Genomic DNA, 17,672 nt, shown 5'->3' on the forward strand with positions numbered 1-17,672 from the left:
GTGCGGAGGTGGGGCGGGCGTCGGCTTCGCGGGGGCGTGCACGGCCCCGGCGCGATGGGTCCGTTCAGGCGGCCGGCGAACCTTCGGCCTTGTCGCCGGACGGCGCCCCGCCGCTGCGGGCGCGGGCCTGCACGCCGGCGATGAGGGCGCGGGCACGCTGCTCGGCCGCGAGGGCGGCCTCCAGCGGCGAGCGGCACAGGCCGGCATGCTGGTAGCGCAGGTTCTCGTAGATGGCCGCCGCGGCCGGCGAGGCCTGGAGCAGCGGCTGCAGCAGGTCAAGGTCGGGCGCCTGGTCCAGCTCGGCCGCCAGGCGTTGCGCCACCAGCCGGTACTGCGCGGCGTCCGGATGGCTGCGCTCCATCCGCTCCAGGTCGTGGGCGAGCAGCACGGCGACGGGGGTTTGGGTGCGGGAGGTGTTCATGCCCCCGAGTTTTGGGGCGCTCCTGCGCTTTGCAAGGGCCGCCGCCGCAGGTGGCTCCGGGGTCAGGCCAACTGCCGCAAGGGTTCCCGCACGGCATCGGCGGAGGCGGGGCGCACGACGCGGGCCACCTCCTTGCCGTCCTGCAGGAACACCAGCGTCGGCCACAGCTTGACGCCGAAGGCGCGGCCCAGCGGCCGGCCGCTGCCGTCCTCCACCTTGATGTGGCGCAGGCCGCCGGGCGCATCGGCCAGGGCCTCGGCGATCGCCGGCTGCGCGCCCTTGCAGATGCCGCACCAGTTGGTGCCGAATTCGATCACCGTGGGGCCGGTGAGGGCGGCCACGTCCTGCTGGCTCAGGCTTTCGGGTTCGTAGGGTCGGTTCATGCGGCGAGTGTGGCAGCGATGGCAGGCCGTGGTGTGCGCCGGGGGCGCAGGCGACTGTCGGCGGGAACGGCAGAAAGAAAGAACGCGCGCCGCGGGCGCAGCGTCAGCCGCGACGGCCGAGCTTGCGGTAGACCGTCGCTCGGCTCACCCCCAGCAGCCGCGCGGCCTCGGCGACGTTGCCATGGGCCTCGTCCACCGCCTGGCGGATCCAGGCGTCCTGCGCCTCCTTCAGGCGGGGCCGGCCGGCTGCCCGGGCGGCGGCGCCCGGCCGGCTGGCGCGCACGTGGATGCGCAGGCCCGACCACAGCGGCAGCTCGGCCGGTGCTCCGCTGCGGCCCGCGGCATCGAAGAGGAAGGCGGCGGGCGCGGCGAACACCTCGTCGGCGGGCCAGGGCCCTTCGCCCCGCAGGCCGAGCAACTGGCGCGCGAGCATGTTGGCGCCGGTGATGCGCCCGTCGGCATCGAGGGCCAGCAGCCCGTCGCCGTCGGCACCCTCGGACGCTGCCAGGCAGCCGGGCCAGTTCAGCTGCACCAGCAGCGCATGGGGCCGGGCGCGCAGCAGCCGGTTGCCGATGGCCTGCACGGCATGGCGCGCCAGGTGCTGCAGTTCGGGCCGCTCGGCCACGCGCACGCCGGTCAGGTCCAGCATGCCGATGCAGCGGCCCTGCGGATCGAACAGCGGCGCGCCGGCGCAGGTGTAGACGGCGGTGTCGTCGAAGAAATGCTCGCCGCGGTGCAGCCACACCGGCGCCTGCTCGGCCAGGGCGGCGCCGATGGCGGTGGTGCCGACGGCGCGCTCGGACAGGTCCACGCCCACCCGCGCGATGTCGGTGATGGCGCGGTCGTCCTGCGCGGGCAGCGGGCCCACCTCCAGCACGGTGCCGTCCGCATCGGTGAGCAGGGCGAAGTACTGCGTGGCGGCGATGGCGCGCGCCAGCCGCGCCAGCACCGGCCGGGCGGCGTCGACCAGGGCCCTGCCGCGCTCGGCGGCCTCGTGCCGGCGGGCCGCGGACACGGGGGCGAACTGCACCCGCTCCTGCGGCCGCCGGCCCGCCGCCAGGCAGCGCTGCCAGGAGCGGGCGATCCAGGGTTCGATGGCGGGCGCCGAGGGCGCCGGGCTGCCGTGCAGCCAGTGGCCGCGGGCCAGCGCGATGGCGCTGCCGCGGTCCGGCGCGGGACGGGCCGATGTCTCCATGGGATGCTTTCGTGGGGGTGTGCCATTTTGAGAATTTCGGGCCCGGGCGTCCATCGCGCTAGGGTTTTGCCTGAGTCCCGGCCGGGGGGCGGGGCGGAACATGCGGCGGGTCGGCCTCCAGGGCCGCCCAGCCATCACCTCGAACGGAGACAGCCAGCATGCAGGTATCCCTCAGCGTCAACGGCCGCGCGGTCAACCTGGACGCGCCGCCCAACACCCTCCTCGTCACCGCCATCCGCGAGCATCTGCAGCTCACCGGCACGCACGTGGGCTGCGACACCGCCCAGTGCGGCGCCTGCACGGTGCACATGAACGGCCGGGCGGTGAAGTCCTGCAACATCCTGCTGGCCCAGGCGGCCGGCGCCGAGATCACCACCATCGAAGGCATCGCCCAGCCCGACGGCACGCTGCATCCGATGCAGGCGGCCTTCAAGGAATGCCATGGCCTGCAGTGCGGCTTCTGCACGCCCGGCATGGTGATGAGCGCCATCGACCTGTGCCAGCAGCATCCCGGCGCGGACGACCAGGAGATCCGCCACCTGCTCGACGGCAACCTGTGCCGCTGCACGGGCTACCAGAACATCGTCAAGGCCGTGAAGATGGGCGGCCAGGGCATGGCCGAGGGCCAGCCGGCCACCGCGTCCGCCACGGCCGCGGCCTGAGCGAAGGAGAACGCCATGGGTGCCTCCGACTTCTCCAAGCTGCCGCACATCGGCGAAGCCATCCGCCGCAAGGAGGACGTGCGCTTCCTGACCGGCGCCGGCAACTACACCGGCGACGTGGTGCTGGCCAACCAGGCGCATGCCGTCTTCCTGCGCTCGCCGCATGCCCATGCGGCCATCACGTCCATCGACACTGCTGCCGCGAAGCAGATGCCCGGCGTGGTCGGCATCTTCACCGGCGCCGACATCGACGGAAAGATGGGCGGCCTGCCCTGCGGCTGGCAGATCAACAACCCCGACGGCTCGCCCATGAAGGAGCCGCCCCATCCCATCCTGGCCATCGGCAAGGTGCGCTACGTGGGCGACCACGTGGCGATGGTGGTGGCCGAGACGGTGGAGCAGGCGCGCAACGCGGCCGAAGCCATCGTGGTGGAGTACGACGTGCTGCCCGCGGTGGTGAGCCTGGTCGACGCAGCGAAGAAGACCGGCCCCGCCATCCACGAAGCCGCGCCCGACAACCAGTGCTACAAGTGGACGCTGGGTGACAAGGCGCAGGTGGATGCCGCCTTCGAGAAGGCCGCGCACGTCACCAAGCTGGACCTGGTCAACAACCGACTGATCCCCAACCCCATCGAGCCTCGCGTGGCCGTGGCCGGCTACAACCGCGCCGGCGACGAGTACGTGCTGTACGTGGCCAACCAGAATCCGCACGTCGAGCGCCTCTTGATGACCGCCTTCGTGCTGGGCCTGCCCGAACACAAGGTCCGCGTGATCGCGCCGGACGTGGGCGGCGGCTTCGGCTCCAAGATCTTCCTGTACGCCGAGGACGTGGCCCTGACCTGGGCCAGCAAGCAGCTCAACCGCAACATCAAGTGGACGGCCGAGCGCTCGGAATGCTTCCTGTCGGACGCCCATGGCCGCGACCACGTGAGCCATGCCGAAATGGCGATGGACCAGAACGGCAAGTTCCTGGCCATGCGCGTGCACACCGACGCCAACCTGGGTGCCTACCTGTCGACCTTCTCGACGGCGGTGCCCACCATCCTCTACGCCACGCTGCTGGCCGGCCAGTACACCACGCCGGAGATCTACGTGGAGGTGGATGCCTGGTTCACCAACACCGCGCCGGTCGATGCCTACCGCGGCGCCGGCCGGCCCGAAGCCACCTACCTGCTGGAGCGCCTGGTGACCCGCTGCGGCTGGGAGATGGGCCTGGCGCAGGACGAGATCCGCCGCCGCAACTTCATCCGCGACTGGCCCTACCAGACGCCGGTGGCGCTGCAGTACGACGTGGGCGACTACGAAGCCTGCATGAAGCGCGCGCAGGAGCTGGCCGAGGTGAGCGGCTTCGACGCCCGCCGCGCCGAGAGCGAGAAGAACGGCAAGCTGCGCGGCATCGGCTATTCCAGCTACATCGAGGCCTGCGGCCTGGCGCCGTCGAACATCGCCGGGGCGCTGGGCGCGCGTGCCGGTCTGTTCGAGGCCGGCGAGGTGCGGGTGCATCCCACCGGCAGCGTGACGGTGTTCACCGGCTCGCACAGCCATGGCCAGGGCCACGAGACCACCTTCGCGCAGGTGGTGGCGGCGCGGCTGGGCATTCCGGTCGAGAACGTGGACATCGTGCACGGCGACACCGGCCGCATCCCCTTCGGCATGGGCACCTACGGCTCGCGTTCGATCAGCGTAGGCGGCGCGGCCATCATGCGGGCGCTGGACAAGATCGAGGCCAAGGCCAAGAAGATCGCCGCCCACCTGATGGAGGCCAGCGATGCCGACATCGACTTCACGGGCGGCGAATTCAGCGTCAAGGGCACCGACAAGAAGATCCCCTTCGGCCAGGTGGCGCTGACGGCCTACGTGCCGCACAACTACCCGCTGGACAAGCTGGAGCCGGGCCTGAACGAGACCGCCTTCTACGACCCCACCAACTTCACCTACCCGGCCGGCACCTACATCTGCGAGGTGGAGATCGACAAGGCCACGGGCGAGACGCGGGTGGACCGCTTCACCGCCGTGGACGACTTCGGCACCATCATCAACCCCATGATCGTGGAAGGCCAGGTGCAGGGCGGCATCGTGCAGGGCATCGGCCAGGCGCTGCTGGAGAACTGCGTCTACGACAACGAGACCGGCCAGCTGCTCACCGGCAGCTTCATGGACTACGCCATGCCGCGCGCGGCCGACTTCCCCGACTTCAGGCTCGACACGATCTGCACGCCCTGCACCCACAACCCGCTCGGCACCAAGGGCTGCGGCGAGGCCGGCGCCATCGGCTCGCCGCCGGCCGTCATCAACGCGGTGCTCGACGCCCTGGCGCCGCTGGGCGTGAAGGACTTCGACATGCCCGCCACCCCGGCGCGCGTGTGGGAAGCCATGCAGCGCGGCAGCACCACGCCCGAGCAGCAGCCGCAGACGCCGTCGCTCGCCGCCAGCACCCAGGGCCGTCCGGCCGTCTGAACCCCTCGAAGGAAGGAGACCATTCCATGTACGCATTCACCTTCGAACAGCCCACCGCGCTCGACGACGCGCTGCGCCAGGTGGCCGCCGGCGGCAAACCGCTGGCCGGCGGCCAGACGCTGCTGGCCTCGATGAAGCTGCGCCTGTCGGCGCCCGAGCAACTGGTCGACCTGGGCCGCTGCCAGGAACTGTCGGGCATCGGCCTGCAGAACGGCGAACTCGTCATCGGCGCCATGACGCGCCATGCCGAGGTGGCCGTCAACCCGCAGGTGCGCGACAACTATCCGGCGCTCGCCGACCTGGCCTCGCGCATCGGCGACCGCCAGGTGCGGGCCATGGGCACGCTGGGCGGCTCGGTGGCCAACAACGACCCGGCCGCCTGCTACCCGGCGGCCGTGCTGGCCTCGGGCGCCACCATCGTCACCACGCAGCGCGAGATCGCGGCCGACGACTTCTTCCTCGGCCTCTTCGCCACGGCGCTGGAGGAGGGCGAGCTGATCAAGGCGATCCGCTTCCCGGTGCCCAAGCAGGCGGCGTATGAGAAGCTGCGCCAGAAGGCCTCGCACTTCCCGCTGGTGGGCGTGTTCGTGGCCCGTTTCGACGACGGCGTGCGCGTGGCCATCACCGGGGCGGGCAACGGCGTGTTCCGCCATGCGGGTCTGGAGCAGGCGCTGTCGCAGGCCTTCACGGCCCAGTCCGCGGCCGGCGTGCACATCGACGATGCCGAGCTCAACAGCGACCTGCACGGCACCGCCGCCTACCGCGCCAACCTGATCGGCGTGCTGGCCCAGCGCGCGGTGACGAAAGCGAGCAGCTAAGCTCGGCCCGATGACCGACGCCGCCCGCCCCCACGTTCCGCCCGATCTGTCCTCCATCGACGCGCTGGAACGGGGGCTGGCGTCTCGCGGCTACCTGGCCGACCGGCGGCTGGCGACGGCCGTCTTCCTGGCCCTCAAGCTTCAGCGGCCCCTGCTGCTGGAGGGCGAGCCGGGCGTCGGCAAGACCGAACTGGCCAAGGCCCTGGCCGCGCTGCTGGGCCGCGATCTGCTGCGCCTGCAGTGCTACGACGGCCTGGAGCAGCGCGAGGCGCTCTACGAATGGAACTACGCGGCGCAGCTGCTACACCTGCGCGCGTCGGAGGCCAGCGGCGACGCCGTGCGCGATGCGGAAGCCGAGGTCTACCAGCCACGCTACCTGATTCAGCGCCCGCTGCTGCAGGCCCTGCAGGCACCGGCTCCCGGAGCCGTGCTTCTGATCGACGAGGTGGACCGCGCCGACGAGCCCTTCGAGGCCTTTCTGCTCGAATACCTGGGCGAGTACCAGGTCAGCATTCCCGAGCTGGGCCCGGTGCGCGCCGCGGTGCCGCCCGTGACGCTGCTCACCAGCAACCGCACCCGCGACCTGAACGACGCCGTCAAGCGCCGCTGCCTTTATCACTGGCTGGACTATCCCGAGCGTGAGCGCGAGCTGGCCATCGTCCGCGCGCAGGTGCCCGATGCCGGCGAGGCGCTGTCGGCGCAGGTGGCGGACTTCGTGCAGCGCGTGCGGGCCCAACCCTTCGCCAATGCCTTCCAGCGCGCGCCCGGCATCGCCGAGAGCGTGGAATGGGCCCGCGCGCTGGTCGCGCTGGACACCGTGGTGCTCGATCCCGAAGTCGTGGTCGACACCGCCGGCATCCTGTTCAAGCAGCGCGACGACGTGGCGGCGCTCAACCACCAGCTCGCCTCCGAACTGCTCGCGCCGGAAGCCGCCTGACGAGGGTCCGGCCGCCATGCAAGGCATCCAGCAACTCGGCGACGCACGGCGCGGCAAGCTGGCCGGCCATCTGGCGGGCTTCGGCCGCGCATTGCGGCGGGCCGGCGTGCGCATCGATCCGTCGCGCATCGCGCTGGGGCTGGAGGCGGCGATGCTGGTCGGCGTCGACCGGCGCGACGACCTGCAGGCCGCGCTCGAGGCCGTGATGGTCGGCCGCGAGCAGGACCGACTGGTCTTTCGAGAACTCTTCGACGCCTGGTTCCAGGACCCGGCCCTTGCCCAGAAGATGCTGGCGCGCATGCTGCCCAATGCCGAGGGCCGGGCCGAGCCGGTGCAGCGCCGCAACCGTGTGCGCGAGGCCCTGGCCGCGCCGACGGCGCTCAAGCCGGCGCCGCAGGACGAGGACCTGCAACTCGACGCCGCCATGAGCGCGGGCACGCGCGAGCGGCTGCAGCAGGCCGACTTCAACAGCCTGGGCGCCGCCGAATACCGCCTGGTCGAACGGCTGGCGCGCGAGAAGGCCCTGCCCGTGCCCACCTATGCTTCGCGCCGCCTGCGGCCGGTGGCGCAGGCCGGCGCCTCGGCGCGCATCCACTGGCCTGGCGTGTGGCGCCAGGCCGCGCGGCATGGTGGCGAGATCCCGCGCCTGCCGCGGCAGGTGCGGCGCGCGCGGCCCCGGCCGTTGCTGGTGCTGGTCGACGTCTCCGGCTCCATGGAGCGTTATGCGCGCCTGCTGCTGGCCTACCTGCATGCGGCCACGCGGCCGCTGGTGGGCGAGGGCGCGCGGCGCGACGTCTTCGCCTTCGGCACCGGCCTCACGGACCTCACGCCCGCCTTCCGCCATGCCGACACCGACGCGATGCTGGCCGAGGCCGGCCACGCGATCGCCGACTTCGCCGGCGGCACGCGCCTGGGCGAAGCACTGGCCCAGCTGCGCCGCCAGCATGCGCGGCGGCTGGTGGGCCGGCGCACGCTGGTGCTGCTGATCAGCGACGGGCTGGACACCGGCGAGCCCGCCGAGCTGGACGCGCAGCTGCACTGGCTGCGCCGCCACACCGGTGCGCTGCTGTGGCTCAACCCGCTGCTGCGCTTCGCCGGCTATGCGCCGCTGGCGCGCGGCGCCGCGCTGCTCGACCGGCATGCCGACGCCATGCTGGCCGTGCACAACCTGCAGGCGCTGGACGAACTCGCCGACAGCCTGGCCGCGCTCATGCGCCGCCTGCGCTGACCCATTCATTTCTTCAGGAGACCCGCGATGGACATGCAAGGCAGCCGCCCCCTGGGCGTGACCCAGCAACAGGCCTGGGAGGCCCTCAACGACCCCGAGACGCTCAAGCGCTGCCTGCCCGGCTGCGACAAGTTCGAGTCCACGGGCGAGGGCCAGTACACCGTCACCATGGCCGTCAAGATCGGCCCGGTGTCGGCCAAGTTCAGCGGCAAGGTCACGCTCAGCGACATCCAGCCGCCCGAAAGCTACCGCCTCAGCTTCGAAGGGCAGGGCGGCGTGGCCGGCTTCGGCAAGGGCGCGTCCTCCGTCTCGCTGGCGCCCACCGACACCGGCTGCATGCTCAGCTACACGGTGCAGGCCCAGGTGGGCGGCAAGATCGCGCAGCTGGGCCAGCGCCTGATCGATGGCGCCGCCAAGTCCATGGCCGACGATTTCTTCAAGCGCTTCGATGCCGAGATGCAGCGCGTGCACGGCGCCCCGCCCGCCGCTGCCGAGCCGGCCGAAGAACCCAAGGCCGGCGCGGTGGCCGGCCTCATGCAGAAAATGGGCTTCGGCAAGAAGGACAAGACGGAAGAAGACTGATGGAAAACCTCGACGTGATGGTGCTGCGCCAGCTGCGCGACTGGCGCCTGGCCGGCCGCCGGGCGCTGCTGGCGACGGTGGTGCGCACCTGGGGTTCCTCGCCCCGGCCGGTGGGCTCCATCATGGCGCTGGCGGAGGACGGCGCGGTGGTCGGCTCGGTCTCCGGCGGCTGCATCGAGGACGACCTGATCGCCCGCCACAGCCGCATCGGCCTGCAGGCCATGCCGACCGGCGCGCCGGCGCAGGTCAAGTACGGCATCACGGCCGACGAGGCGCACCGCTTCGGCCTGCCCTGCGGCGGCACGCTGGAACTGGTGCTGGAGTTCGATCCGGACGCGGATGCGCTCGCCGAACTGGTCCGGCGCCTGGAAGGCGGCCAGCTCACGCAGCGCATCGTCCGGCTGGCCGACGGCGCCGTCACGCTGGAAGCGGCGCATGCCCCTGCCGAACTCGCCATCGACGAGGCCCGGCTGGTCAACACCTTCGGCCCCGAATACCGCATGCTGCTGATCGGCGCCGGCCAGCTCGCGGAGTACCTGGCGACCATGGCCGGCTTCAGCGGCTTCGCCGTCACGCTGTGCGACCCGCGCGAGGAATACCGCAGTGCCTTGTCGCTGCCCAACGTGCGCCTGTCCACCGACATGCCCGACGACGCCGTCGCCGCCTTCCGGCCCGACCGACGCAGCTGCGTGGTCGCGCTCACGCACGACCCCAAGCTGGACGACCTGGCACTGCTGGAGGCGCTGGACAGCGAGGCCTTCTACGTCGGCGCCATCGGCTCGCGCCGCAATGCCCAGGCCCGGCGCGAACGCATGATCGAGCACTTCGACCAGACGCCCGAATCGCTCGCCCGCCTGCGCGGGCCCATCGGCCTGTACATCGGCAGCAAGACCCCGCCCGAGATCGCCGTGAGCGTGATGGCCGAGATCCTGGCCGTGAAGAACGGCGTGGCCCTGCCGCGCGAGATGGAGGTAGCGCAGGCCAAGCAGCAGCTGCAGGCGCAACCGGATTAGCGTTGCTCGAGGCGTGCCAACGCTTCGGCAACACGCAGGATTTGGATGCCTCGGTACTCCACGAGGTCCAGCAGGTGACGGTCGCCGGTGACGATGAACTGAGCCCGACCTGCCACCGCTGCAGCGATGACGTGATCGTCATCCATGTCGTCCGGCACCACCCGTGGTACGTCGGCCGGCTCGACCAGCGTGACGATGCGCTGGTAGCGGCTTACCAGGGCAGGCACGTCGGAATGAAGTGCCGCCAGGCGCTTCGCGAATTTGGGGTAATTCAGCGTGTGCTGCAGTTCGGCCATCAGAACCGGGCTGCTGAGCAACTCGAAGCCTTCTTCGGCGGCCTGAGCCATCAGCGTCAGGGGCGGGCCGTTCCACAGCAATGCGCCGACCACCACATTGGTGTCCAGCACCAGGCGTCGGCCTTCAGCCATGGCAAAAGCAATCGGCAGCGCTCGCCGTCAGCGGGCCGGCGGCTTGCGGTGCCGGGCGCGCCCTTCTTCCACGACTTGCAAGATCTCCTGCTCCACCTCGGGCGTGAGTGTTTCGGCAGGCGCCCTGGCATGCATCGCGTGGAGTTCGGCGACGGCCTCGCGGCGCAGCTGCGCGCGCAGCAGCGCTTCCATTTTGCGGGGCGACAACAGGCCGGCACTGTGGGCCTCCCGAGCCAACTGCTCGGGCAGTTCGATCTGGACGGTGGTCATGTCGAGTTGGCGGGTTGGACAACGGCTGATCTGCCGACAGCGGCTGGGGCTGCATGGCAAGTATGCGCGTGTTCAGCTAAACCGCGTCCAAAACGGGGCTGCGTGGAACTGCTGAGGCGGCAGGCCTGTGGCCCCGGATCGGACACCTTGCGCTTTTAGCGGCTAAAGAACGGGGTAAGCGACGGATCGGGCGCCATGCCTGCACGGGCGTCACGCGCGCTGTGCCGCCTGCAAGCCTGCACCCATCGCGCTACAGTGCCGGGCTCTTCCGCTTCCCAGACTCTTCCCGCCATGCAACGCATTCAGCTCGGCCGCAGCGACCTGCGCGTCACGCCCATCTGCCTGGGCACCATGACTTTCGGCGAACAGGTGGACGAGCCCACCGCGCACGACATCCTCGACCATGCCGTGGCGCGCGGCATCGACTTCCTGGACACGGCCGAGATGTACGCCGTGCCGGCCCGCAAGGAAACCTTCGGCGCCACCGAGACCATCCTCGGCCACTGGTTCGCGAAGAACCCCGGCCTGCGCCAGAAGCTCACGCTGGCCACCAAGGTGGCCGGTCCGTCGCGCGGCATGCCCTGGGTGCGCGAAGGCGCCGGCATGACGGCGGCCGACATCGTGGCCTCCTGCGAAGGCAGCCTGCGCCGGCTGCAGACCGACGTCATCGATCTGTATCAGATCCACTGGCCCGAGCGCAACGTGCCCGCCTTCGGCACCATGTACTACGACCCCACCAAGGAGCGCACGCAGACCTCGATCCACGAGCAGCTCGAAGCGCTGGCTGGCCTGGTGAAGGCGGGCAAGGTGCGCTACATCGGCCTGTCCAACGAGACGCCCTATGGCGTCCACGAATTCGTTCGCCTGGCCGAGCAGCACGACCTGCCGCGCGTGGCCACGGTGCAGAACGTCTACTGCCTCATCAGCCGCGCGCTGGAGAATGGCCTGGACGAGACCATGCACCGGCTGGACGTGTCGCTGCTGGCCTATTCGCCCTTGGGCTTCGGCCTGCTGACGGGCAAGTACGACGCCAGCGGCATCGAGGGACCGGACGCGCCGAAGGACGGCCGCATCGCCCGCTACGAATCCGTGCGCAAGCAGCGCTGGGGCCGGCCCGAAGCCCTGGCTGCCGCACGCCGCTACAACCAGCTGGCGCGCGACCACGACATGACGCCGGCCCGCCTGGCTCTGGCCTTCTGCTACACCAAGTGGCAGGTGGCCAGCACCATCATCGGCGTGACGACCAAGGCGCAGCTGGACGAGGACCTGGACGCCTGGGGCACCACGCTGTCGCCCGAGCTGCTGGCCGAGATCGACAGGATCCGCTGGGAGCTGCGCGACCCCGCGAACTGAGATGGCCAAGAAGGACAAGGCCCACGTTTCGGAAACGCCCGCCACGGCCGTGCTGCGCGCGGCCAAGGTGGCGTTCACCGAGCATCCCTACGAGTACCTGGAGCACGGCGGTGCGCAGCACAGCGCGGCGGTGCTGGGCTTCGATCCCTTCACGGTGGTCAAGACGCTGGTGATGCAGGACCAGGACGCCAAGCCGCTGATCGTGCTGATGCATGGCAACCGCACCGTCTCGACCAAGAACCTGGCGCGGCAGATCGGCGCCAAGTCGGTGGAGCCGTGCAAGCCCGAGGTGGCGCAGCGCCACAGCGGCTACCAGGTGGGCGGCACCTCGCCCTTCGGCACGCGGCGCGCCATGCCGGTCTACGTCGAGTCGAGCATCCTCGATCTGCCGCGCATCTGCATCAACGGCGGGCGGCGCGGCTACCTCGTGGGCATCGATCCGCAGGTGTGCGTGCAACTGCTCGGCGCCAAACCGGTGCAGTGCGCACTGGCAGAATGAGGCGCGGCCTGCCACTGGCCGCGATTCCCCACGATTTCCGAATACCCAGACGCCGCCCGCGCGGCGCGCAGCGGCCGCGCATGAGGCGGCCGGCGAAGGTCCTCCCATGAGCCTGTCCCTGTCCTTCATCCTCGTCGTCGTCGCGGCCTACCTGCTGGGCTCGCTGTCCTTTGCCGTGATCGTCAGCCGCCTGATGGGCATGGACGATCCGCGCAGCTACGGCAGCGGCAACCCGGGCGCCACCAACGTGCTGCGCTCCGGCCGCAAGGGCGCGGCGCTGGCCACGCTGCTGCTGGATGCCGCCAAGGGCTGGCTGCCTGTGTTCCTGGTGCGGCGCTTCGGCGCGGCCTACGGGCTGGACGAGAACGTGGCGGCCCTGGCCGGCCTGGCGGCCTTCCTGGGCCACCTGTACCCGGTGTTCTTCGGCTTCCAGGGCGGCAAGGGCGTGGCGACGGCGGCCGGCGTGCTGCTGGGCATCGACTGGATGCTCGGCCTGGCAACGGGGCTGACCTGGATCATCATCGCCTTCTTCTTCCGCTATTCCTCGCTGGCCGCACTGGTGGCGGCCTTCTTCGCGCCCGCCTACTACCTGCTGGGCGGCGGCATCGCCTGGCCGCTGCACCGCGGCGTGCTGGCGGCCATCGTGGTCATGGGCCTGCTGCTGGTGTGGCGCCACCGCGAGAACATCCGTCGGCTGCTGGCCGGCACCGAGTCGCGGCTCGGCTCCAAGGCCAAGACTCCTTCGTCCTAATTAGGATTTCCCATGGCAGAACTCAAGCGCTTCCACGTTGGCCCCCGTTTGTCGGAGATGGCCATCCACAACGGCACCGTCTACCTGGCCGGCCAGGTGCCGGACGACACCACGCAGGACATCCGCGGCCAGACGGCCCAGGTGCTGGCCATGGTCGACCGCCTGCTGGCCGAGGCCGGCAGCGACAAGACCCGCATCCTGATGACGCAGATCTTCCTGACCGACATCAGCGAGATCGGCGCCATGAACGAGGTGTGGGACGCGTGGATCCCCGCCGGCCACACGCCGCCGCGCGCCACCGTGCAGGCGGCGCTGGCCAATGCGGCCTACAAGATCGAGGTCGTCGTCACGGCTGCGCTGGCCTGACCCTGGCATCGCGCTCGGCGCGGGCGCGCCCGCGTTCCGGGACAGGAAGGCTTCCAGCGACGATGCGCAACAGCAGCAGCCCGGATGACGATGCGCTGAGGATCGGACCACCGCAGCGCATCGACCGCCTATGGGCCTGGATGGAAGGCCGCCCCTTTCGCCGCGTGGCTGTCGCCGTGACAGCCTTCCTCGTGCTCTTCAGTGCGCTTTTCGCGTCGTGGATCGGCGTGGCGCTTCTGCGCGGTTCGACCGATCGCAATGCCGCGGCCGTGGCGCTGCTGTACGTGCTCGTGCCCTTCATCGCCGTGGTGCTGCTCTTCGTGATCCAGCGCATGGCGTACCGGCTGCTGTGGAACCAGGACCGCGCCCTCGCACGTGGCGAATGGCGGCCGGCCGATCCGGTGCCGTCGCCCGGTCCGCGCACCACACCGCCCGCGCCGCCGGTGCCCTGGCCGTGGTCCTTGCGCGCACGGCACGCGCTGCTGTACGTCCTCACCATCGCCGGCCTGCTGTACGGCTTCATGCCCTATGAGCACCAGGTCGAATTGCTGCGGGCGATCTGGCGGCTGGGATCGGGCACGGCCACGCGGCAACAACTGCCGGTGCTGCTCTTCGGCTACCTGCCCCTGGCCGTCTTCGGGCTGCTGGCCGTCGTGCTGACCCACCGCCAGCGGGGCCGGCGCGAGGCAGGGCTGCTCGATGCCCGCGAACGCCTGGTGCTGCAGGCGGAAATCAACTGGCTGTGTGCTTTCGCGATGGCGGCCACCATGGCCATCCTCCTGCTGCAGTTCGTCGGCCAGCTCATCGTGGCCAAGCTCTGACGCCGTCCGCAGCCCTCAGTAGCGCCGCTCCAGCACCATCTGCTCGGCGTCGCGCCGCATCGAGAAGCGGTTGATGAAGCTGTTGCCCAGCAGCACGTAGGGCATGGGCTGCGGCGAGACGATGGCATCGACGTCGTAGACCGTCACGTCGCCCACCTTCACCGAAGCGAGCTTGACCCGCCACCCCGGCACCGTGCCATTGGCGGTGTTCATGGTCACCGGCTGACCGCGCGTGGGATCGAGGCCGATGCGCTGCGCATCCGCCATCGACATCCCCACCGACGTGGCGCCCGTGTCCAGCATGAAGGTCACCGGACGGCCATTGATGCCGCCCGCCGTCACGAAGTGCCCGCGGCTGTCCGCCGTCAGCACGATGCGGCTGCCTCCGCCCCCACCGCTGCCCGTGGCGCCCACGCTCACCGGGGCGCCCATGCGCAGCGTCAGGCGCTTGCCGCCCGTCTCCACCACGGCCTGCTCATCCTGCACGCTCACGAGCCGCACACCCTGCAGGCTCTCTCCCGGCGCCAGCGTCCGGGGCGCGCTCCCGCCGACGATCAGGATCGCCCGGTTGCCGATGGTGCCCGTCAGCGTGATGGATTGCGTTTGGGCCTGCGCCTGGCCAGTCACCGCCAAGCCCACCGCCAGCACAACAGCATGGATGGATGCGTGAGCGTGCTTCATGGCTCTACGCATTCACGGCGCCGGGCCACCGGGCCGCCGCCCATCCTCGATCTATCGCCGAGGGCGCTTCCCACCCCAGTGCACAAATGGCCGCGGAGCAGGCCATGCCAGGGCACCCCAGGAACTGGCTCTGCCAGGCCTGCGGGTGCGCCCCCCTCCAAGCCGAAGGCGACAGAGAGGGGCTGAGGGCCGCGGCTCCAAGCCTGCCGGTGCAGGCTTGGACGTGCCCGAAGAGCAGCCGCCTCTGGCGGCCGCCCCGAGCATTGAAGCGGCATGGGGGGTGCAAGCTGTCAGTCCCTGAAGTTGTCGAAAGACACAGGAAGATCGGACACATCCTTGCGGATCAGCGCCATCGCCGCCTGCAGGTCGTCGCGCTTGGCGCCCGTCACGCGCACGGCATCGCCCTGGATGGCGGCCTGCACCTTGAGCTTGCTGTCCTTGAGCAGGCGCTGGATCTTCTTGCCCGTCTCCGAATCGACGCCGCTCTTGACCTTGAAGACCTGCTTGACCTTGTCGCCGCCGATCTTCTGCACGTCGCCCTTGTCGAGGAAGCGTACGTCCACGCTGCGCTTGGTCAGCTTGGCGCGCACGATGTCCTCGATCTGCGCCAGCTGGAAGTCGGCGTCGCCGACGAGGATGATTTCCTTGTCCTTGAGCTCCACCGAGGCCGGCGTGCCCTTGAAGTCGAAGCGGGTGGCGATTTCCTTGGAGGCGGTGTCGATGGCGTTGCGCACCTCGACCATGTTGGGTTCGCAGACGGTGTCGAAAGACGGCATGGGTTCGTTCTCCTGGATGTGTCGCGCCGGGCGCGGTGCCGGGGCGCAAGGGTGAGGGCGCCGCCTGGCGGGCGCAGGCCCGAGGCGGCGGATGCGAAAATTCTCCCATGATCGCCGAGCGCAACGTCCCCCTTCAACCCCACAACAGCTTCGGCATCGTCGCCCGCGCGCAGCAACTCGTGCGCATCCGCAGCGAGGACGACATCGCCGAGGTGCTGGCCCGCGAGGACTGGCGCGAGACGCCCAAGTTCGTGCTCGGCGGCGGCAGCAACATCGTCATCACCGGCGACGTCAAGCCGCTGGTGCTCAAGGTCGAGATTCCCGGCCGCCGCGTGGTCGAGGACACGCCCCGCGCCTGCATCGTGGAGATCGGCGCCGGCGAGCCGTGGCACGACACCGTGCGCTGGACGCTGGAACAGGGCTGCCCCGGCCTGGAGAACATGGCCATGATCCCGGGCACCGTGGGCGGGGCGCCGGTGCAGAACATCGGCGCCTATGGCGTCGAGCTGCAGGACCGCTTCGAATCGCTGGACGGCATCGACCTGGAGACCGGCCGCCGCTTCACGCTCGACGCGGCCCAGTGCGCCTTCGGCTACCGCGATTCCGTGTTCAAGCACCCGCCGGGCAGCGGCCCCAACGATTTCGGCCTGGCCGGCCGTGCGGTCATCACGCGGGTGCGGCTGCGCCTGCCGCGGCCGTGGAAGCCGGAACTGGGCTACCTGGACCTGGCGCGCAAGGCGGCCGAGAGCGGCATTGCCGAGCCCACGCCCATGCAGGTCTTCGACTGGGTCTGCGCCATCCGGCAGGCCAAGCTGCCGGACTGGCGCGTGCTGGGCAATGCGGGCAGCTTCTTCAAGAACCCCACCGTCACGCCCGAACAGTGCGCGGACATAATCGCCCGCGAGCCGCGCATCGTGCACTACCCCATGCCGGACGGCTCGGTGAAGCTGGCGGCGGGCTGGCTGATCGACGCCTGCGGCTGGAAGGGCAAGTCGGTGGGCAACGCCGGCGTGTACGAGAAGCAGGCGCTGGTGCTGGTCAACCGCGGGGGTCGCAGCCATCCCGCCACGGGCGGGGAGGTCATGACGCTGGCCAAGGCCATCCAGACCAGCGTCTACGAGCGCTTCGGCATCCGGCTGGAGCCGGAGCCGGTGGTGGTGTAGCCGGGGTCGGTGCCACCGAACTGCAGGCAGAACAGGGAGTCGTCATGTGGGGGCGGACAGCGAATCTGAGGCAGCGCATCGACGGCTTGAGCTGGGCGCAGTGGCTGGCGGCTGCAGCGCCCGGCGCCGCCGCATTCGGCTGGTGGGCGGGACGGCTGTCGGTGTGGGTGCCGGCGATGGCGGTCCTGGCCGGCTTCATGCTGTGCGTGGCCCTGCGGGCCTGGCAGTGCAGCCTGCGCCGGCAATTCATCCGCGAGGCCGCGTTGCCGCCCTTCCTGCGCGGCAAGTTGCGCGAGGCGTTTCCGCATCTGTCCGAGCGCGACGCCGACCTTGTCCTGCGGGGGCTGCGGCAGTTCTTCATGACCCACCTGCGCAGTGGCCGCCGCTTCGTCGCCATGCCGTCCCGGGCCGTCGACGAAGCCTGGCATGCCCACATCCTGCACACAGAGGCGTACCAGCGCTGGTGCCGGGCCGCTTTCGGCCGGCTGCTCCACCACACGCCGGCCGAGGTGCTGAGCCGCGACGCACGGCGCAATGACGGCCTGCGCCGCACCTGGTACTGGGCCTGCAAGGAGGAGAGCATCGATCCGCGCCGTCCGATCCGCCTGCCCTTGCTCTTCGCGCTCGATGCCAAATTCGCCATCGCGGGCGGATTCCACTACGTGCCCGACTGCAGCGCCATCGACCGCGCCAGCGGGTCCGATGTGTATTGCGGCAGCAGCTTCGGCGCCGAGCGCGATGGGTCGTGGGGTGGGCCGTTCGACGACGACCGCCGTGCCGGTGATTCGCAGGGGTTCGGCGGCAGCGAAACGTCCTCGTCGGCCGAGTCCTCGGACAGCGGCGACGCCGGCAGCAGCTGTGGCGGGGG

Annotated in this window: 21 protein-coding genes; 14 read left to right on the forward strand and 7 right to left on the reverse strand. The window is 70.6% G+C overall.

What is annotated here, in order from left to right:
- Nucleotides 1–64: 64 nt before the first annotated feature.
- The 3 genes from NS331_RS17450 to NS331_RS17460 form a co-directional block, all read right to left on the reverse strand.
- The gene (locus tag NS331_RS17450) at nt 65–421 is read right to left on the reverse strand and encodes a hypothetical protein (RefSeq protein WP_058643238.1); all 357 of its coding nucleotides are present in this window, start codon (nt 419–421) and stop codon (nt 65–67) included.
- 62 nt (nt 422–483) lie between these two features.
- On the reverse strand, nt 484–804 hold the full coding sequence (locus NS331_RS17455; protein WP_058643239.1) for a thioredoxin family protein: 321 nt from the start codon (nt 802–804) through the stop codon (nt 484–486).
- A 103-nt stretch (nt 805–907) separates the two neighbouring features.
- Nucleotides 908–1,999 carry a GAF domain-containing protein gene (locus NS331_RS17460; RefSeq protein ID WP_058643240.1) on the reverse strand — a complete coding sequence of 364 codons (1,092 nt, stop codon included), beginning with the start codon at nt 1,997–1,999 and terminating at the stop codon, nt 908–910.
- Nucleotides 2,000–2,157: 158 nt separating this feature from the next.
- Between NS331_RS17460 and NS331_RS17465 the strand changes: the two genes are divergently transcribed.
- Genes NS331_RS17465 through NS331_RS17495 form a run of 7 tightly spaced genes read left to right on the forward strand, consistent with a single transcriptional unit; the run spans nt 2,158 to nt 9,696 of the window.
- Complete coding sequence (locus tag NS331_RS17465) at nt 2,158–2,661, forward strand: (2Fe-2S)-binding protein (RefSeq protein ID WP_058643241.1); 504 nt, start codon at nt 2,158–2,160, stop codon at nt 2,659–2,661.
- 15 nt (nt 2,662–2,676) lie between these two features.
- Entirely contained in the window at nt 2,677–5,118 is a 2,442-nt protein-coding gene (locus NS331_RS17470) for a xanthine dehydrogenase family protein molybdopterin-binding subunit (RefSeq protein ID WP_058643242.1), read from the forward strand.
- 26 nt (nt 5,119–5,144) lie between these two features.
- On the forward strand, nt 5,145–5,936 hold the full coding sequence (locus NS331_RS17475) for an FAD binding domain-containing protein (protein WP_058643243.1): 792 nt from the start codon (nt 5,145–5,147) through the stop codon (nt 5,934–5,936).
- 10 nt (nt 5,937–5,946) lie between these two features.
- Nucleotides 5,947–6,873: an AAA family ATPase gene (locus NS331_RS17480; RefSeq protein ID WP_058643244.1), complete on the forward strand. Its 927-nt coding sequence runs from the start codon at nt 5,947–5,949 to the stop codon at nt 6,871–6,873.
- 16 nt (nt 6,874–6,889) lie between these two features.
- On the forward strand, nt 6,890–8,101 hold the full coding sequence (locus tag NS331_RS17485; RefSeq protein ID WP_058643245.1) for a vWA domain-containing protein: 1,212 nt from the start codon (nt 6,890–6,892) through the stop codon (nt 8,099–8,101).
- 27 nt (nt 8,102–8,128) lie between these two features.
- Complete coding sequence (locus tag NS331_RS17490; RefSeq protein ID WP_058643246.1) at nt 8,129–8,683, forward strand: SRPBCC family protein; 555 nt, start codon at nt 8,129–8,131, stop codon at nt 8,681–8,683.
- The gene (locus NS331_RS17495) at nt 8,683–9,696 is read left to right on the forward strand and encodes an XdhC family protein (RefSeq protein ID WP_058643247.1); all 1,014 of its coding nucleotides are present in this window, start codon (nt 8,683–8,685) and stop codon (nt 9,694–9,696) included. The genes NS331_RS17490 and NS331_RS17495 overlap by 1 nt, the downstream gene beginning before the upstream one ends.
- Here NS331_RS17495 and NS331_RS17500 read toward each other — a convergent pair.
- Together NS331_RS17500 and NS331_RS17505 are read right to left on the reverse strand one after the other, a co-directional pair.
- On the reverse strand, nt 9,693–10,103 hold the full coding sequence (locus tag NS331_RS17500; protein ID WP_193758145.1) for a putative toxin-antitoxin system toxin component, PIN family: 411 nt from the start codon (nt 10,101–10,103) through the stop codon (nt 9,693–9,695). The two genes, NS331_RS17495 and NS331_RS17500, sit on opposite strands and share 4 nt — an antisense overlap.
- A gap of 48 nt (nt 10,104–10,151) precedes the next feature.
- Nucleotides 10,152–10,394, reverse strand: a complete 243-nt coding sequence (locus NS331_RS17505) for a hypothetical protein (protein WP_058643249.1) — start codon at nt 10,392–10,394, stop codon at nt 10,152–10,154.
- Nucleotides 10,395–10,685: 291 nt separating this feature from the next.
- Here NS331_RS17505 and NS331_RS17510 point away from each other — a divergent pair, with 291 nt between their 5' ends.
- The 5 genes from NS331_RS17510 (at nt 10,686) to NS331_RS17530 (ending at nt 14,184) form a co-directional block, all read left to right on the forward strand.
- A complete protein-coding gene (locus tag NS331_RS17510; protein WP_058643250.1) occupies nt 10,686–11,747 on the forward strand; it encodes an aldo/keto reductase in 1,062 nt (353 codons plus the stop codon).
- A 1-nt stretch (nt 11,748) separates the two neighbouring features.
- Nucleotides 11,749–12,246: an aminoacyl-tRNA deacylase gene (locus NS331_RS17515; protein ID WP_058643251.1), complete on the forward strand. Its 498-nt coding sequence runs from the start codon at nt 11,749–11,751 to the stop codon at nt 12,244–12,246.
- A gap of 106 nt (nt 12,247–12,352) precedes the next feature.
- Nucleotides 12,353–12,997, forward strand: coding sequence for a glycerol-3-phosphate 1-O-acyltransferase PlsY (plsY, locus tag NS331_RS17520; RefSeq protein ID WP_058643252.1), 645 nt, complete (start codon nt 12,353–12,355; stop codon nt 12,995–12,997).
- Nucleotides 12,998–13,009: 12 nt separating this feature from the next.
- Complete coding sequence (locus NS331_RS17525) at nt 13,010–13,363, forward strand: RidA family protein (RefSeq protein ID WP_058643253.1); 354 nt, start codon at nt 13,010–13,012, stop codon at nt 13,361–13,363.
- 176 nt (nt 13,364–13,539) lie between these two features.
- Nucleotides 13,540–14,184: a hypothetical protein gene (locus tag NS331_RS17530; protein ID WP_153012909.1), complete on the forward strand. Its 645-nt coding sequence runs from the start codon at nt 13,540–13,542 to the stop codon at nt 14,182–14,184.
- A 15-nt stretch (nt 14,185–14,199) separates the two neighbouring features.
- Here NS331_RS17530 and NS331_RS17535 read toward each other — a convergent pair whose 3' ends face one another.
- Both NS331_RS17535 and NS331_RS17540 read right to left on the reverse strand, forming a co-directional pair.
- Nucleotides 14,200–14,865, reverse strand: coding sequence for a retropepsin-like aspartic protease family protein (locus NS331_RS17535; protein ID WP_082702579.1), 666 nt, complete (start codon nt 14,863–14,865; stop codon nt 14,200–14,202).
- Between the two features lie 290 nt (nt 14,866–15,155).
- Entirely contained in the window at nt 15,156–15,641 is a 486-nt protein-coding gene (locus tag NS331_RS17540; protein ID WP_058643256.1) for a YajQ family cyclic di-GMP-binding protein, read from the reverse strand.
- A 107-nt stretch (nt 15,642–15,748) separates the two neighbouring features.
- On the opposite strand from NS331_RS17540, the gene murB reads away from it, so the two are divergent.
- Both murB and NS331_RS17550 read left to right on the forward strand, forming a co-directional pair.
- Nucleotides 15,749–16,804, forward strand: coding sequence for a UDP-N-acetylmuramate dehydrogenase (murB, locus tag NS331_RS17545; protein WP_058643257.1), 1,056 nt, complete (start codon nt 15,749–15,751; stop codon nt 16,802–16,804).
- Nucleotides 16,805–17,001: 197 nt separating this feature from the next.
- Nucleotides 17,002–17,672 (forward strand): glycine-rich domain-containing protein (locus NS331_RS17550; RefSeq protein WP_440589393.1); only part of this gene is annotated, 671 nt, incomplete at its 3' end.

The organism is Pseudacidovorax intermedius (assembly GCF_001476815.1).
GTDB lineage: Bacteria > Pseudomonadota > Gammaproteobacteria > Burkholderiales > Burkholderiaceae_C > Xenophilus > Xenophilus intermedius_A.

Bases quoted from the DNA above. Each gene is read 5' to 3' on its own strand.
- NS331_RS17480 (WP_058643244.1), top strand. From the start codon at position 5,947: ATGACCGACGCCGCCCGCCCCCACGTTCCGCCCGATCTGTCCTCCATC.
- NS331_RS17535 (WP_082702579.1), bottom strand. From the start codon at position 14,865: ATGAAGCACGCTCACGCATCCATCCATGCTGTTGTGCTGGCGGTGGGC.
- NS331_RS17460 (WP_058643240.1), bottom strand. From the start codon at position 1,999: ATGGAGACATCGGCCCGTCCCGCGCCGGACCGCGGCAGCGCCATCGCG.
- NS331_RS17455 (WP_058643239.1), bottom strand. From the start codon at position 804: ATGAACCGACCCTACGAACCCGAAAGCCTGAGCCAGCAGGACGTGGCC.
- NS331_RS17490 (WP_058643246.1), top strand. From the start codon at position 8,129: ATGGACATGCAAGGCAGCCGCCCCCTGGGCGTGACCCAGCAACAGGCC.
- NS331_RS17450 (WP_058643238.1), bottom strand. From the start codon at position 421: ATGAACACCTCCCGCACCCAAACCCCCGTCGCCGTGCTGCTCGCCCAC.
- NS331_RS17515 (WP_058643251.1), top strand. From the start codon at position 11,749: ATGGCCAAGAAGGACAAGGCCCACGTTTCGGAAACGCCCGCCACGGCC.
- NS331_RS17475 (WP_058643243.1), top strand. From the start codon at position 5,145: ATGTACGCATTCACCTTCGAACAGCCCACCGCGCTCGACGACGCGCTG.
- murB (WP_058643257.1), top strand. From the start codon at position 15,749: ATGATCGCCGAGCGCAACGTCCCCCTTCAACCCCACAACAGCTTCGGC.
- NS331_RS17540 (WP_058643256.1), bottom strand. From the start codon at position 15,641: ATGCCGTCTTTCGACACCGTCTGCGAACCCAACATGGTCGAGGTGCGC.
- NS331_RS17495 (WP_058643247.1), top strand. From the start codon at position 8,683: ATGGAAAACCTCGACGTGATGGTGCTGCGCCAGCTGCGCGACTGGCGC.
- NS331_RS17470 (WP_058643242.1), top strand. From the start codon at position 2,677: ATGGGTGCCTCCGACTTCTCCAAGCTGCCGCACATCGGCGAAGCCATC.
- NS331_RS17485 (WP_058643245.1), top strand. From the start codon at position 6,890: ATGCAAGGCATCCAGCAACTCGGCGACGCACGGCGCGGCAAGCTGGCC.
- NS331_RS17525 (WP_058643253.1), top strand. From the start codon at position 13,010: ATGGCAGAACTCAAGCGCTTCCACGTTGGCCCCCGTTTGTCGGAGATG.
- plsY (WP_058643252.1), top strand. From the start codon at position 12,353: ATGAGCCTGTCCCTGTCCTTCATCCTCGTCGTCGTCGCGGCCTACCTG.
- NS331_RS17510 (WP_058643250.1), top strand. From the start codon at position 10,686: ATGCAACGCATTCAGCTCGGCCGCAGCGACCTGCGCGTCACGCCCATC.
- NS331_RS17465 (WP_058643241.1), top strand. From the start codon at position 2,158: ATGCAGGTATCCCTCAGCGTCAACGGCCGCGCGGTCAACCTGGACGCG.
- NS331_RS17505 (WP_058643249.1), bottom strand. From the start codon at position 10,394: ATGACCACCGTCCAGATCGAACTGCCCGAGCAGTTGGCTCGGGAGGCC.